At 70.2% G+C, this 12935-nt stretch carries 13 protein-coding genes and 1 pseudogene; 7 read left to right on the top strand and 7 right to left on the bottom strand.

The features are described 5' to 3' along the window. Window positions 1-60 precede the first annotated feature (60 nt). Together NFU81_RS20405 and NFU81_RS20400 are read left to right on the top strand one after the other, a co-directional pair. Window positions 61-921, top strand: a complete 861-nt coding sequence (locus tag NFU81_RS20405) for an SDR family oxidoreductase (protein ID WP_251491935.1) — start codon at window positions 61-63, stop codon at window positions 919-921. Window positions 922-1057: 136 nt separating this feature from the next. Next, window positions 1058-1249: pseudogene (locus NFU81_RS20400) on the top strand (ribonuclease BN); the annotation flags it as partial. A gap of 50 nt (window positions 1250-1299) precedes the next feature. Here NFU81_RS20400 and NFU81_RS20395 read toward each other — a convergent pair. Next, complete coding sequence (locus tag NFU81_RS20395) at window positions 1300-2148, bottom strand: LysR family transcriptional regulator (RefSeq protein ID WP_251491933.1); 849 nt, start codon at window positions 2146-2148, stop codon at window positions 1300-1302. 134 nt (window positions 2149-2282) lie between these two features. On the opposite strand from NFU81_RS20395, the gene NFU81_RS20390 reads away from it, so the two are divergent. Continuing rightward, window positions 2283-3008 (top strand): SDR family oxidoreductase, encoded by a 726-nt coding sequence (locus NFU81_RS20390; RefSeq protein ID WP_251491931.1) that lies wholly within the window; start codon window positions 2283-2285, stop codon window positions 3006-3008. 329 nt (window positions 3009-3337) lie between these two features. Here NFU81_RS20390 and NFU81_RS20385 read toward each other — a convergent pair whose 3' ends face one another. Further along, complete coding sequence (locus tag NFU81_RS20385; RefSeq protein WP_251491929.1) at window positions 3338-4834, bottom strand: MFS transporter; 1497 nt, start codon at window positions 4832-4834, stop codon at window positions 3338-3340. Next, window positions 4831-5130, bottom strand: coding sequence for a YciI family protein (locus NFU81_RS20380; RefSeq protein ID WP_251491927.1), 300 nt, complete (start codon window positions 5128-5130; stop codon window positions 4831-4833). The genes NFU81_RS20385 and NFU81_RS20380 overlap by 4 nt, the downstream gene beginning before the upstream one ends. A 179-nt stretch (window positions 5131-5309) precedes the next feature. Between NFU81_RS20380 and NFU81_RS20375 the strand changes: the two genes are divergently transcribed. Then, complete coding sequence (locus NFU81_RS20375) at window positions 5310-6332, top strand: sigma-70 family RNA polymerase sigma factor (RefSeq protein WP_251491924.1); 1023 nt, start codon at window positions 5310-5312, stop codon at window positions 6330-6332. 325 nt (window positions 6333-6657) lie between these two features. Here NFU81_RS20375 and NFU81_RS20370 read toward each other — a convergent pair whose 3' ends face one another. Together NFU81_RS20370 and NFU81_RS20365 are read right to left on the bottom strand one after the other, a co-directional pair. Further along, a complete protein-coding gene (locus NFU81_RS20370; protein WP_251491922.1) occupies window positions 6658-7848 on the bottom strand; it encodes a hypothetical protein in 1191 nt (396 codons plus the stop codon). Between the two features lie 550 nt (window positions 7849-8398). Then, on the bottom strand, window positions 8399-8638 hold the full coding sequence (locus NFU81_RS20365; protein ID WP_251491920.1) for a hypothetical protein: 240 nt from the start codon (window positions 8636-8638) through the stop codon (window positions 8399-8401). Window positions 8639-8657: 19 nt separating this feature from the next. On the opposite strand from NFU81_RS20365, the gene NFU81_RS20360 reads away from it, so the two are divergent. From NFU81_RS20360 to NFU81_RS20350, 3 genes are all read left to right on the top strand, one after another. Continuing rightward, window positions 8658-9089 (top strand): DUF4232 domain-containing protein, encoded by a 432-nt coding sequence (locus NFU81_RS20360; protein ID WP_251491918.1) that lies wholly within the window; start codon window positions 8658-8660, stop codon window positions 9087-9089. 391 nt (window positions 9090-9480) lie between these two features. Then, a complete protein-coding gene (locus tag NFU81_RS20355) occupies window positions 9481-11085 on the top strand; it encodes a M48 family metallopeptidase (RefSeq protein ID WP_251491916.1) in 1605 nt (534 codons plus the stop codon). 130 nt (window positions 11086-11215) lie between these two features. Continuing rightward, entirely contained in the window at window positions 11216-11848 is a 633-nt protein-coding gene (locus tag NFU81_RS20350) for a hypothetical protein (protein ID WP_251491914.1), read from the top strand. A gap of 1 nt (window position 11849) precedes the next feature. Here the strand turns inward: NFU81_RS20350 and NFU81_RS20345 are convergent, their stop codons facing one another. Both NFU81_RS20345 and NFU81_RS20340 read right to left on the bottom strand, forming a co-directional pair. Next, a complete protein-coding gene (locus NFU81_RS20345) occupies window positions 11850-11993 on the bottom strand; it encodes a hypothetical protein (RefSeq protein WP_251491912.1) in 144 nt (47 codons plus the stop codon). A 136-nt stretch (window positions 11994-12129) separates the two neighbouring features. Next, complete coding sequence (locus NFU81_RS20340) at window positions 12130-12693, bottom strand: GNAT family N-acetyltransferase (protein ID WP_251491910.1); 564 nt, start codon at window positions 12691-12693, stop codon at window positions 12130-12132. Window positions 12694-12935: the final 242 nt, after the last annotated feature.

Below are 12935 nucleotides of genomic sequence, written 5' to 3'. Positions count from 1 at the left end.
TCGTTAGTATCGGTGTTACCGTTGAGGTGATTCCACTGGAAACAGCGTTGGGAGAACCCCGTGATCATCGTGACCGGAGCCACAGGAAAGCTCGGACGCCGCACCGTCGAGCGCCTCCTGGACCGCGTCCCCGCCCACCGCGTCGGCGTCAGTGTCCGCGACCCCCGCATGGCACAGGACCTCTCCGACCGCGGCGTCCGCGTCCGGCAGGGCAGCTTCGACGACCCCGCCTCGCTCGCGCACTCCTTCGAGGGCGCCGAGCAGTTGCTCCTCGTCTCCCTCGACCGCACGGGCGAGGAATGCGTCACCGGCCACCGCACCGCCATCGACGCCGCCGTGAAGGCCCGCGTCGGCCGCATCCTCTACACCAGCCAGATGGGCGCCGCCCACGACTCCCGCTTCCAGGCATGCCGCGACCACGCCCAGACCGAGGCCCTGCTGCGCTCCACCGGTCTGCCCTGGACCGCGCTGCGCAACGGCTTCTACGCGGCCAGCGCCATGCTGTTCATGGAGTCCGCGCGCCACACCGGCGACATCGCCCTCCCCGCCGACGGCCCCGTCGCCTGGACCGGCCACGACGACCTCGCCGAGGCCACTGCGGCGATCCTCGCCGGCGAGGCGTGCTTCGAGGGTCCCACCCCGCCGCTCACCGGCCCGGCGGCGCTCGACTTCGACGCCGTCGCCGGGATCGCGGCCCAGGTCACCGGACGGCCCTTCACCCGCACTGTCGTCGTCGCCGGCGAATTCCGAGAGCAGGCACTCGCGCACGGTGCCCCGGCGCCGATCGCAGACCTGATGCTGAGCATCTTCGCGGCAGCGCGGAACGGCGAGTTCACCGCCGTCGACTCGACGTTGGCCGAGCTGATCGGCCGAGAGCCCGCCACCTTCCGCACCCTGCTGGAGCAGGCCTGGGCCGCGTAGATCCGGTGCGGCGCACCCGCGGCCATGACTCCGTCCTCGAAGGATGAGACAGGCAAAGCTCTCCAGGTCGTCTTCGACCCGCGCGTAGCCGCGGTCCCGGCGAGTTCGTGGACGCAGCCGAGCCAGCCGGGCCAGCCGGCTGCCCGGCGCGGTCGCCACCGTTCTCGGGCTGCTCGGGCTGAGGATCTCTTCCCGGCTGGTCTTCTCCCCGTTGTTCGCCTGCGATGCGGTCGCCTACGGCCCGATCGGCACGGTCCTGGTCCTGCGGTCCTGGCCGCCTGTCGGTGTCGGCGTCGTCGTCTTCGGTAGCGCCCTGGCAGGTCGCATGCCGGCACCCGCCTGCGTTCCCGACGGGACCGCTCCTTCCACGGGGAGTCCTCAAAGACGGGTAGCGGCCTGGACGAGGGCGGCGACCGCCCGCGAGCGGCTGTGGGGCGGCCACGCGATCACCGTCGTCACCGTCGGCGCGTCGGCTACGGGGACGGTGACGAGGCCGTCCCTCGGCTCGGCGCGCACCGACTCCGGCAGGATCGCCGACGCCCGGCCGAGCGCGATCAGCTGGAGCAGCTGCGTGTGGTTGTGCACCGGCGGGCCGGCACCGTCCGGGAAGGTGCCGTCGAGGTTCGGCCAGCGGGGCATGGGCAGGCCGGGCAGCGCGGCGACGTCGGACATCCGCACATGGGCCCGGCCGGTGAGGGGGTGACCGGCCGGAAGGACCACGACCTGTCCCTCCGCGTGCAACTCCTCCGTGTCGAACCCGGCCGTCGAGTCGAACGGCCGGTGCAGCAGCGCCACATCGGCCCGCCCGTCCCGCAGCAGCCGCTCCTGCTCGCCGATCCCGCACAGCATCACGTCGACGGCGACCGCGCCGGGTTCGGCCGCGTAGGCGTCGAGCAGTTTCGCCAGCAGCTCGCCCGTCGCTCCGGCCTTCGTGACGAGGACCACGCCGGGTCGGCCGGTCGGCGCGAGAGCGGCGCGGCGGGTTCGGCGCTCGGCGGCGTCGATCGCGTCGAGGGCCGCCTGCCCTTCCCGCAGCAGCACCGATCCGGCCTCGGTCAGGGTGACGCCGCGGCTGCCGCGTGCCAGCAGCGCGGCACCGAGCCGGCGTTCGAGCTGCTGGATCGCCCGCGACAGCGGAGGCTGGGCGATCCCGAGCCGCTGCGCCGCCCGCCCGAAGTGCAACTCCTCGGCGACGGCGACGAAGTACCGCAGCTCCCTCGTCTCCATGCCGCCAAGCTACCTGACCCCGCCTCGGCGCCGGATGGGATTGCCGCAGTGAGCTGGTCCGATACCGGGGAGGTATCGCCGCTTACCCAGATGGTGTTGGCCGCGTCGCGGGGGTGCGGGACACGATGGACCGCATGAGCGGACAGACGATCGCGCTGGTCACCGGCGCGAACAAGGGAATCGGGTACGAGATCGCCGCGGGCCTGGGTGCCCTCGGCTGGAGCGTCGGCGTCGGCGCCCGGGACGAGGCACGCCGGGAAGCCGCCGTGCAGAAGCTGCGGGCGGGCGGCGCGGACGCGTTCGGCGTGCCGCTCGACGTGACGGACGACGCGAGCGTGGCGGCCGCCGCCCGGCTGGTGGAGGAGCGCGCCGGCCGCCTCGACGTCCTGGTCAACAACGCCGGAGTGACCGGCGGCATGCCGCAGACGCCCACCACGGTCGATCTCTCGGCCGTACGGACGGCCGTGGAGACCAACGTGGTCGGCGTCATCCGCGTCACCAACGCGCTGCTGCCGCTGCTGCGCCGTTCCGCGTCGCCGCGGATCGTCAACATGTCCAGCAGCGTCGGCTCGCTCACGAGGCAGACCGCTCCCGGCGCCGAGACGGGGCCGATCTCCGCGGCGTACGCACCGTCGAAGACGTTCCTCAACGCCCTGACCGTCCAGTACGCCAGGGAGCTGCGGGACACGAACATCCTGATCAACGCCGCCTGCCCCGGCTACTGCGCGACCGACCTCAACGGCTTCCGCGGCGTGCGCACCCCCGAACAGGGCGCGGCGATCGCGATCCGGCTCGCGTCCCTCCCCGACGACGGCCCGACCGGCGCGTTCTTCGACGAGGACGGGGTGGTGCCGTGGTGACCTCGGCAGTGGTCCCGGGCTGAGGCCATAGGACGGGCGCAGGCGGCTACTCGGCTGTGTTCGGAGCCGTCCACAGCCACCCCGGATACCGGTTCCGTCCCTGGTCACTACGTATCTGCTGCCACGCGTACGGCCTCGTGACCCGTTGGCGTGCCCAGGGCAACCCCTCACGAGTTCGCATCTCGTATCCTCCGCCAGCGCCTCACCGGGCACGACGTTGACGGCCCCCGCTGCTCGCGGCGGGGGCCGTCAACGTACGCGGTGGAGCTTGCGGCGCTGTCGGGGTCGCCCGTCAGCACGGCACACTCCGCGATTGTGTTTGTGTTGTGTTATGCGGAATTGTGGGAGTTTTCCAGGCTTGGGTGGGGTTGCGGTGTAGTGGCGGGTTCGCCGCGGGTGTTGGAGGCGCGTAGCGCGATGGCTCCGGCTGCCACGAGGCACAGGGCGCTGACGAGCAGGCCCCGTTGGAATCCTTCGGTGAGTGCCTGTGGGGGTGAGGTGTGGGAGGCCAGCAGGTGGTTGGTGCGGCTGGTCGCGATACCGGTGAACACCGCCAGCCCGAGCGCTGACCCGAGCTGGAAGGAGGCGGTGATCAAAGCCGCGGCCAATCCGGCCTGATCCTCCGGCACGCCTGCGTTCGCGGCCGTTTGCACACCGGCGTACAACAGCCCCAGCCCGAGCCCCATGACCACCAGCGGGGCGAGCAGGTCGCCGAGATAGGTGCCATCCGCCGGGATGCGGGACAGCCACAAGATGCCACCGGCGGCGAGCAGTGAGCCGGAGACGATGATCGGGCGGGTGCCGGTCCGGACGAACATCTTCGTCGCCACGGTCGAGCCGAACCCGATGCCGAAGCTCACCGGCAGATACGAGAGCCCGGACTCCAGCTGAGAAAAGCCCAGGACGTTCTGCATATACAGAGTGATGAAGAAGAACATCGAGTAGAACCCGGCCCAGGCGATCACCTGGGTGGCGTCGGCGGCGGCCAGGCCCTTGATCCGGAAGATCGACAACAGGACCATCGGATGGGCGTGCCGCTGCTCGTTGACCACGAACGCGACCATCAGTGCCGCCGAGACGGCCAGCCCGCCGAGGGTGCGTCCCGCACGCCAGCCCTCGTCCGGCGCCTTCACCAACGTGAAGATCAGCAGCAGCATGGCGACGGTGACCAGCACCGCACCGACCGCGTCGAAATCGCCCGGCGAGGCCCGGCCGTGGTCGGCCTTCAGGAGCCGGAACGCCCCGAACAGCACCAGGACGCAGAGGGGGAGGTTCACGAAGAACACCCACCGCCAGCCGAACTCCTGGGTGAGCAGCCCGCCGAAGAACATCCCGGCCGCCGAGGCCATCCCACTGATCCCGGCCCACGCGCCCAGCGCCTTGTGCCGGTCGCTTCCCCGGTGGAACGAGGTGGTCAGGATGGACAGCGCGGCCGGGGACATCATCGCCGCCCCGAAGCCCTGCGCGAGCCGGGCGCCGACCAGCAGCCCCTGGCTGCCGGCCAGCCCGCAGGCCAGCGAAGAGGCCGCGAACAGCACGGTCCCGGCGACCAGCAGCCGCCGCCGCCCCAGCAGGTCCCCGGCCCGACCGCCCAGCAGCAGGAACCCGCCATAGGTGATCAGATAGCCGCTGACCACCCACTGCAGGTTCGGCACCGAGAACCCCAGATGCGTACGGATCGTCGGCAGCGCGACGTTCACGATCGCGCCGTCCATGACGTCCAGGAACGTCACCAGACACAGCAGCGCCAGCGTGATCTTGCCCCGCCCGGTCGCCAGGAACGACCCTTCCGGCGGCGCCGTCGACGCGGTCATGGCGTTGCTCACGACTCGGGAACCTCCATCACGGGGCCGACCTCGACCCCGCCGCCGACCCGCAGCGCCGGGCAGTCCTTGGCCAGCGCCAGCGCGGAGTCCATGTCCTCGGCCGACACCACCGAGTAGCCGACCATCCGGGAGCTGCTGCCGCCGACCTCGCCGAGCGAGGCGTAATCGGTCACTGCGTTGCCGAAGTCCACCAGCGCCGAGCCCATCCCGCCGAACCAGGCCTTCCACTCGCCCGCCGTCTCGGCGCCGGGCGCGTAGTCGGAGGGCACACGGTAGGAGAAAACGTAAGTGGCCATGATCTGTGGTCCTGTTCTGTATCCGGGGCACGCCCCGGGCTGGGACCGCCTCCTACCGGGTGGACGCCGCCGGGCCTGCGGATTGGGCGGCGCGACACCGCCCAATCCGCAGGCCCGGCGGCGTCAGTATCAGTAAGCGAGCCGAACGCGCCCTGCGGAGAGAAAAATTGCGAGGATACATGGACGTATCGGATCTGATCGCTCGGGCTCGAGCCGGCGACCACCACGCGTTCCGCGACCTGGTCCAGGGTCATTCGCACGAGTTGCACGTGCACTGCTACCGCATCCTGGGATCCGTACAGGACGCCGAGGACGCACTTCAGGAGACCCTCGTGTCCGCCTGGCGTAGCCTCGGCGAATTCGGCCAGCGGTCCTCGCTCCGCACCTGGCTCTACAGGATCGCGACCAATCGGTGCCTGAGCATGTTGCGCGCGGACAGCCGGCGGCCGCGCAGCGCGACCTCGCTCCCCGACCTGGCCCTGCCCGAGCCGGCCGGCACCAGTGACGTTCCACCGTGGCTGGAACCGTATCCGGATGTGCTGCTGGACAACCTCGCCGACCAGGCACCGGGTCCAGAGGCTCGCTACGAGACCACCGAGGCCATCTCGCTCGCGTTCATCACCGCCCTGCAACTGCTGCCGCCGCGGCAGCGCGCGGTACTCGTGCTGCGTGACGTGCTCGGCTACCGCGCGAGCGAGGTAGCCGAGATGCTCGACGCCACCCAGGAGTCGGTGCAGAGCGCCCTTAAACGAGCGCGGGCCACCGTCGACAACCACCTGGCGGACTCAGGGGGCGGCAGGCCTGCGGGTCAACCGGACACCGCGGCCGAACACCAGCTGGTGGCCAGGCTGACCGACGCGCTCGAACGGGCCGACCTTGACGCGCTGGTGGAACTGTTCGTAGCGGATGTCCGATTCTCCATGCCGCCTGCCGTACTGGAATACCGGGGGGTCGATATGGCACGTCGCGTCCTCACGGCAGCTACCTTCCGGCCCGACCGGTCGTTCCGGGTGGTGCCGACTCGCGCGAACGGCCAGCCAGCGCTCGGCATGTACGTGGCCGACGTGCACGGGGGTGTCCACCGGGGACACACACTGCTCGTCGTCACGATCGTCGGTGACCGCGTCAGCGTGATCACCGGCTTCGATGCGAGCGTGATGCCGCGGTTCGGGCTGCCTCGGATGCTTCCCGAAACGGACTGACAGGGGTGGGACGCGGCGTCTCGAGCGGAGCCGCGGATCGTCATGCTCCGAACGGGGCGGGCCCTCGCGAGTTCGAATCTCGTATCCTCCGCACCCACCCCACCAGGGCAGACGATGGCCCCGACCGCGCTGCAGTCGGGGCCGTCATCGTTCCGTAGCTGCAGGTTTCCGCTGCAGTTGACCGCTCCGGACTCGCGGCCACATGACTGACTTGTCACTCTCGGCGGCCGATCAATTCGTGGCGGGGGCACGGCTGGGCGGCACCGATGTCGCGGCGATCCGGGGTGGTACTCGGACCGCCGCAGGGTTATGGCGCCGGTTGGCGTCAGCTCTCCGTGACGCGGCTCCAGGTGAACGGGCCGAAGGAGGTGGCTGCCGTCTGGTTGTGGGCGCCCGGGGTGACGGTCAGCTTCAGCCATTCCAGCGGGGTGGTGCTGCCGTGGACGACGATGCGGTGGAAGTTCGCGACGTCGTACGACGGGTGGCTGTTCCAGGCGTCGTACGCGCAGATGTCCGCGTCGCCCGTGCAGGGAGCGCCCTGGGCGAGGGGGTTGTCCGAGCGGTAGACGTGCGAGTCGCCGACCAGCAGCAGCACCGGCTTGCCGAAGGCCGTGGTGTGCTTGGCCAGGCTGGACACGATCGGCTCGTAGTTCGCCACGTGGGCTGCGGTCTTGCCGTCCACGTCCCACATGTCGGCCTGGGTCGTGATCACGACGCTGGACACGCCGCCGACCTTGGCGAGCGCGAAGGCGGTGTCCAGCCAGCGCAGGTCGGCCGCGGTGCGGTGGGCGGCCTCGTCGAGCTGCTCCTGCGAGGCCGTCGGCGCGCCGTACCAGGGGTCTGCGTCGTTGTTGGAGCCGCCGGGCACGTCGACCGTCACGAACAGGGTGCCATTCTTGACCCACAGCACGTTCTCCACGTACCGGGCGTCCTCGGGGTGTGCCCGGTCGGGCACCTGCGCCTGCGACAGCACGCGCAGCGTCCCGCTGCCGAGGGTGTGGCCCGGCTTGGGGAAGAACGACTGGCGGACCAGGTCCAGGTTCGCGACCGGGTTGCCAGAAGCGTGGTCCACGGGCTGGCCGGTGGCCGGGTCGAGTACCGGGTCGATCTGCCCGGTGGCCGGGTTGTACGTGCCGCCGCCCTCCGCGACCTTGTGGCAGTCGGCCCATTCGTTGTCGCCGGGGGTGTAGACCAGCGGATCGGCGAAGGTCTTCCACAGGGCGGCGACGGACCGGTCGTACGCGGCGGTGCAGTACTGCTTGCCGGAATGGATGTCACCGACGTGGATCACGCTGCTGACGTCCGGGTCCGCGTTGACGTTGGCGATGAACGCCGGCGTCGCGTCGAACTCGGAGGTGTCGGTGGGGGAGGTGCCGTACGGGGCGTCGCCGTACACGGCGAGCGTGAACGGCGCCCGGGCACCGTGCCCGAAGTCGCTCGCATCGGCCGTCGCGGCGGCTGGTATGACGCTGAGCGCGAGGGCCAGGCCCACGGCTGCGTAAGACCTTCTCTTCATTCTGTCTCCTCGATGAGTTCGAGCGGTGCCGCAGCAGCGTGCTGGCGCCGCACGTCCCATCGGGAACGGACAGGTTAACGGACATCGAATGCAAGGTTTAGGTGCATTGACCTGTGAGGTCGGGGACGCGGCCGGCGGGTGGGCGGTCGCCCGGGGTGCTGAGTCCGCGGCGGAGAGTGCAGTGTGGTGCCAGGCTGGATCGGACTGGGGCGCGCACGAAGGCCATGGGCGGCGTGCGCCTCTCGGTCACCCGCTGACCGTGCGCGAACCGTTTCAGCCAACTGCTGTGCTGCTACGGCGCAGCCGTGACCGGTTTCCCGCAACGAACCCCTGCTCTTCCCTGCGCCGACGGAACCCTCATACCGTTCGGCGGCTCCCGGGAGCGGCCCGCGGAGACGCCGAGGGATGATTCAACGCCGCTTTCTGGAACCGGAGTTGCCGAGACCGAATCCGGACATTCACAGGATCATTTCAGGATCGACGTGTCCCTAGTGTCGTAGGTGTCAGCAGGAAACACCCGCAACCGACAGCCGCTGGAGATCACGATGCGTCAGCGTCCCGCCGCCCGTTCCGCCCGCTTTCTCCTGGCCGCTGCCGCCGTGACGGCCCTCGCCGCCACCGCCACCGCCTGCGGCTCCGGACACAACGACGCCGCGGGCTCCGCGCCCACCTCGTCCACGGCTCCCGCCTCCTCCGCCGCCCCGTCCTCCTCCGCCGCAGCCCCGACTTCGGCCCCCTCCACGGCCCCGCCCTCCGACCCGGCACCCTCCACCGCCGGTAGCTCCACCACGGGCGGGTCCGGAAACGACGTGGCGAACGGCGGGGGCAAAAGCCCGATCTGCCACACGGCCGACCTGACCATGTATGCCAAGAACACCTCGCCCGACAACCAGACGGGCGACGTCACCGTCCTGATGACCAACAAGGGCGCGGGCACCTGCTCGGCGGCGGGCTTCCCCGGCGCCGACCTCAAGGACAGCGACGGCACCTCCGTCGCCGTCGCCCGCGGCCGTGAGGTGCCCAGAATCACCGACCTGAAGCCCGGCGAAACCGCCAGCTTCAGCATCTCGTACCCGGTCGATCGCAGTGGCGACCACCTCTACAACCCGACCGCCATCCTGACGACGCCGCCGAACGAGACCCACAGCGTGTCGCTGAAGTGGCCCGCCGGGGCGCCGCCGCTGGCCGGGCCGTACGGCAGCAGCACGATTCAGGTCCACCCGGTTGGCATTGAAGGCTGAGGGTGGCGATCACGGTCTGGTGATCTTGAACGTGTGAGGGCCTCAGGTTCGGTGTGGATTAACGACGTCCACACCGATCGGAAACTCGTGCCCCAGCGTCATGCACCGCTGACCGAGATCGTCCTGTCACACCTGGTTCAGCTCTGCGAGGAGGGCGCTGGGGCCGGTGACTTTCGCCGGCTACCTGGATCCGGGCGACGATCGGCGGGATCCCCCCTCCGCCTCCCTGGAGATCCCGTGTTGTGTCAGGGGAGTCCCGTCGAATCCGCGTGAAGGCGTTCCGCGGCGGGTCGGTCGTCAAAGGAATGGCGGACTGACCGGGGGACTTGGGTAAGATCCGCCATCGCGTCGGCCCTTCCGGGCCGGCCCAGTCCTGTGGGGGGACCTTCCGATGACGCTACGGCTCCGCGCCGTCCGTGCGCTGGTATTGCTGGCCGGCTTCTATCTGATGGGCGTGGTGCTGCTGGCGGCCATGGCGGCCTTGGACTGGCTGGTGGTGACGCGGCTGTTCTCGCGTGTGGCCGAGTTCCAGGGCGTGGTTGTGGCCGTTACCGTCCTGCTGGCCGTCGCGATCCTGCGGGGCATGTTCAGCTTCCTGCAGGCCGGGCGCCTCGGCCCGGTTTCGCACGCCGTGGCGGTCACGCCGCAGGACCAGCCCGAGCTGTGGGAACAGGTGCGCGCTGCAGCTGAGGCTACGGGGGAGCCGGCGCCTGACGAGCTCTACCTGGTAGCCGAGGTCAACGCGGGGGTCGCCGAACGGAGCCGTCTGCTGGGACTGCTGCCCGGGCGGCGCCGCATGCTGCTGGGCCTGCCACTGCTCGCAGGGTTGACCGTCCCGCGGTTGCGCGCCGTCCTCGCCCACGAGTTCGGGCACTACGCCAACCTCGACACCCGGCTCGGCGGCGTCACCATGCGCGGCCGGCAGGCTGTCCTGCACACGGTGAAGGTGTTCGGTCAGGGCAGCACCCGGCTGCACTACGTGCTCGGCTCCCTGTACGTCGGCTACGCCCGGATGTTCTTGCGGACTTCGCAGTCCATGGCCCGCCATCAAGAACTCGCCGCCGACCAGGTGGCCGCCCGGCATGCGGGTCGGGACACGACGGCGGCCGCGCTGCGCGCCCTCCCGGTCCTCGACGCCGCCCACACCCACTACCTGGGGACGTACGCCACGATGGGCACATCGCTTGGCGCGCTGCCGCCGGTGGGCGAGATCCACGGCGGTTTCCGGCGGCTGATCGCCGCCCGCCCCGGGGAGCGGCTCGACGCTCTCTCCGCCGGGCAACGGGCGCCGCGACCGCACCGGTACGACTCCCATCCCCCGATCGCCGAACGGATAGCCCTGATCGAAAAGCTGCCCGCCGACGATCGGAACGACGCGTCGGCCGACGAGCCGGCCGCTCTCACCCTGCTACGTGATCCGGACCGGCTGTTCGCCGAGTTGGAGGCGCGCACCCTGCCGCGAGGTGCGGATCAGTTGCGGCGCATGAGCTGGGATGACCTCGCCATGGCCCGCGCGGTCGCCGACGCCGAGAGCTGGTCCCAACCGCTGCGGCTCGCGGTGGCCAGGGCGCTGCGTGCTGCGGCGGAAGGCACGGACGGGACGGCCGTAAGCCGAGGCGCCACGGACCAGGTGGCGGCGGAGACAGAGCTGCCCGGCCTGGACGACGTACTCGACACGTTCGACCGCGGCCTGCTGTGGATGGAAGTCGCCAAGCGCATGCCCCAGCCGCCGCAGACCTTTCGGCTGACCGGGCTGTCGGCCCGCAACTTCATACGGCCCAGGATCTTCGACGGGCTCGCGGGCATGGTCCATCTGCGCCTCGCCGCGAGCGGACAAGCCACCCCGGACATCGCGTGGTCGGGGCAACCCGGCCTGGCCCTGCCCGCGGTGTGGGAGAAGGGCATGGACGACGCTCTTGACGCGGCCACCGCCGACTCGCCCGACACCGCACCCCTGCGCGCCCTGCTCGCCGGAACCCACAGCGTGTCCGCGTAAACGTCCCCCGACGTGCGCCCCGCTTCCGCCCAGGTGACGGGGGCCGGGGGAGGACCAGGTCACCGGCCGACACGATGCCATGCGGTGCTGCTGCGAGGTGTGCCCGGTAACGGCGGAGGTCCCGATCGCGATGCGCCAACTCGGCCGCCACCACCGCCTCCGCCGTGTTCAACCGGTCCGGTGCCTGCTCCACCGGGACGCCGACGCCTTCCGCGACAACCGCCCCACCTACCGAATCGCCGAACCACTGATCGGCTTCTATCACGCGATCATGCGCCCGGTCTGGGACCAGCTCGAACGCCCGGGCAGTGCGACAAGAGTCTGGCAGGCCAGCCAACGCCGCTTCGTCAGCAACGTCCTCGGGCCGCACTTCGAGCAGGTCTGCCGAGACTGGGCGCTGCATCACGCCGACCCCGAGCTTCTGGGCGGTCTGCCGGCCCGCGTCGGACAAGGCGTCGTTCACGACCCCAAGGCCCGCACCGGTCATGAGGTCGACGTGGCGGTCGTCGGAATCGCGGATGGTGCCAAGCCGCCGCTCCTGGCCATCGGAGAGGCCAAGTGGAACGACACCATGGGTGCGGCTCACATCGAACGTCTCCGGCATATCCGCGACCTCATTACTTTGGCAGGCCGCTACGACACCACCAACACGCAACTCCTTTGCTTCAGCGGGGCCGGCTTCAACGACAAGGCGCACGCCGCCGCAGCAGCCGACCCGGATATCCGACTGATTGACCTGGCGACCCTCTACGGCCAGGTCTGACCTATGCCCACGCATCTGTGGTCGGCAGGGACAGCTGGGAGCGCCGGGCCTTCGTGGAATCGAACAGGGGCGAGCGGGGCGGCAGGCTCACCTCGTGGTCGTTCACGAACGCGCGCTTGTCGCCGGGCAGTTGCAGCTGCTCCATCGGGTGCAGGCAGACGCGCGCGGATCGGGCCAGGCGGGCCGGAAGGCTCTGGGAGGCCGATCGCCACACCGCGCATGCCGCATGAGGGCCTTCCGCCCGCCAGCGGCAGATCCGTCCGTCGCGTCGGGGGAGAAGGTCAACGCTGCTCCCACTGCTCCTTGGTGATCTCGTACCGCACGCCCCCGTGCTCGGAACCCTCGACCATCTCCATATCGGGAGGCGTGGGGATGGTGTCTGCGAGCGTCATGCCGAGCTTCCCCATGACATTGCGCGAACCGCGGTTCACTGCCATCGTCGCAGCCCAGATCATGCGCAATCCGAGTCCGGTGAACCCCTTGTGCAGCAAGGCCTGTGATCCTTCGGTGGCGTAACCCCTGCCCCAGTACGCCTGCCGCAGCCGGTACCCGAGTTCGGCCTCGTCCCGCGGGCCACCCGGCTCAGGACGCAGGCAGAACCAGCCGATGAACGCTCCGCCGTCCCTCTCGTGCGCGGCGAACAGTCCGAGATCGCCGTCCCACTTCTCGTAACCGGCGATGATGTGCGGCAGGTGGCGTTCGCGGATGATCTCCGGGGCGGTTGCCACTCCCCCGGTCAGGTAGCGCATCACCGCAGTGTCGCTGTCCAGCTCGATCAGCAGGTCCGCATCGTCGGCCGTGAAACGGCGCAGGGCCAGGCGTTCGGTCTCCAGATAGGTGTCCACGGAGCGGATCATGCCCGGGGCGGGCGCGGCCGATCAATGGCATTTTCGCGAAGGGGACGGGCAGGCGTCCGGCGCAGGTTGTCCTGGCCGACCACGGCCAGACCTCGACCCGCGACCGTCCAGGGGCCGGCCGCGGAAGGCGGTGACCGTCCGTTCAGAAGAGTGCTAGCGTGACTAGTAGGGCAGATTCTGGCGATTCTTACTATTCCTCCCTTCTCTGAGTAGGAGTGAGCAGGGCGAGA

The organism is Actinacidiphila cocklensis (assembly GCF_907177275.1).
Lineage (GTDB): Bacteria > Actinomycetota > Actinomycetes > Streptomycetales > Streptomycetaceae > Actinacidiphila > Actinacidiphila cocklensis.
Note: the sequence above shows the minus strand (reverse complement) of the source record. Positions and strands in the feature narration are given on the sequence as shown.

Coding starts and splice junctions, on each gene's coding strand:
- NFU81_RS20395 (WP_251491933.1), bottom strand. CDS start 2,148: ATGGAGACGAGGGAGCTGCGGTACTTCGTCGCCGTCGCCGAGGAGTTG.
- NFU81_RS20390 (WP_251491931.1), top strand. CDS start 2,283: ATGAGCGGACAGACGATCGCGCTGGTCACCGGCGCGAACAAGGGAATC.
- NFU81_RS20380 (WP_251491927.1), bottom strand. CDS start 5,130: ATGGCCACTTACGTTTTCTCCTACCGTGTGCCCTCCGACTACGCGCCC.
- NFU81_RS20375 (WP_251491924.1), top strand. CDS start 5,310: ATGGACGTATCGGATCTGATCGCTCGGGCTCGAGCCGGCGACCACCAC.
- NFU81_RS20370 (WP_251491922.1), bottom strand. CDS start 7,848: ATGAAGAGAAGGTCTTACGCAGCCGTGGGCCTGGCCCTCGCGCTCAGC.
- NFU81_RS20355 (WP_251491916.1), top strand. CDS start 9,481: ATGACGCTACGGCTCCGCGCCGTCCGTGCGCTGGTATTGCTGGCCGGC.
- NFU81_RS20350 (WP_251491914.1), top strand. CDS start 11,216: ATGCGCCAACTCGGCCGCCACCACCGCCTCCGCCGTGTTCAACCGGTC.
- NFU81_RS20345 (WP_251491912.1), bottom strand. CDS start 11,993: ATGGAGCAGCTGCAACTGCCCGGCGACAAGCGCGCGTTCGTGAACGAC.